Source organism: Micromonospora sp. NPDC052213 (assembly GCF_040679695.1).
GTDB lineage: Bacteria > Actinomycetota > Actinomycetes > Mycobacteriales > Micromonosporaceae > Micromonospora.
The window spans coordinates 1-1,001 of record NZ_JBFAVI010000435.1 but is presented as its reverse complement, the minus strand read 5'-3'; the positions used below and the strand labels follow the sequence as shown (position 1 = coordinate 1,001).

Sequence of the window (1,001 nt, the reverse complement as noted above, 5' to 3'; positions counted from 1 at the left end):
GCGCAGGCTGCCCACGCCGAGGGTGGCGGTGAGCGCGCTCGCCACGCCGTGGCCCATCGCGTCGGTGACGCTGAGGTGCAGCAGGTCCCGGGCCAGGCTGTAGTCGAAGGTGTCGCCGCCGACGCTCGCGGCGGGTTCCAGCCAGCCGGAGAGGGCGAAGGCGCCGGCCTCGCAGGTGAACGAGGCGGGCAGCAGGCGGCGCTGGATCTCGGCGGAGAGGGTGAAGGGGGTGGTGCGCTGTCCCCACTCGAACAGGTCGGTGTGCCTGCGGTTGGCGATGACCACGAACGCCAGCGCGTGCGCGGTACGGGCGACCCAGTTCACCACGTCGTCGTCCGGCTCGTCGGGCAGGTCGATTTCCAGCAGGCCGATCGCCTCTCCGCGGTCGGTGACCGGAGCCAGCACGGTCCACGTGCCGTCGCCGGGGACGACCTGGGGGGCCTGTTGCCGGAGGGCGCGTTCGTGGGGCCCGCCGTCGAACGGGAGGACCTCGGCGTCCTCCTCGTCGTGGCGCCGGCCGGGACCGCCGCCGGCCGGCTGGTGGGTCAGCCGGACCAGCGCACGGCCGCTGAGGTCGGCGATCAGCAGCGAGACGCCGCGCGCGTTCAGCGCCGTGGCGATGACGCCGGTGACGGCCTCGACCGCCTGCACCGGGGCGGCGTCCTCCGCCGACTGCAACATCCCGGTCAGCACCGCCTGCTCGCTGTACTCCACCCCTCGAGCATATTCAGCGGGCAGCACGGCCGCCTTGTGAGCGAGACCGGGGGCCGGCGGGTCACCGCCATCGACCGGCCGGTATTGCATATAGTTGGCAACTACAGAAGAGTGGCGGTAGCGGGCGCTCGGGCACGCGATGATCGATCCTCGCCGGAGCGCCCGCCCGGCTGCCATCCGCAGACGAGTGTTCGAGGGGTTGCCGGTGGCGATCAGACCCAAGCCCGTACGCGTGGCAGCGGTGCTCGCCGCCGCCCTGCTCGTCGCCGCCGGCTGCTCGTCACCCA

The 1,001-nt window shown here is 73.0% G+C and carries 1 pseudogene; it reads right to left on the bottom strand.

The features are described 5' to 3' along the window. A pseudogene (locus AB0L34_RS34555) lies at positions 1-714 on the bottom strand (serine/threonine-protein phosphatase); the annotation flags it as partial. Positions 715-1,001 lie beyond the last annotated feature (287 nt).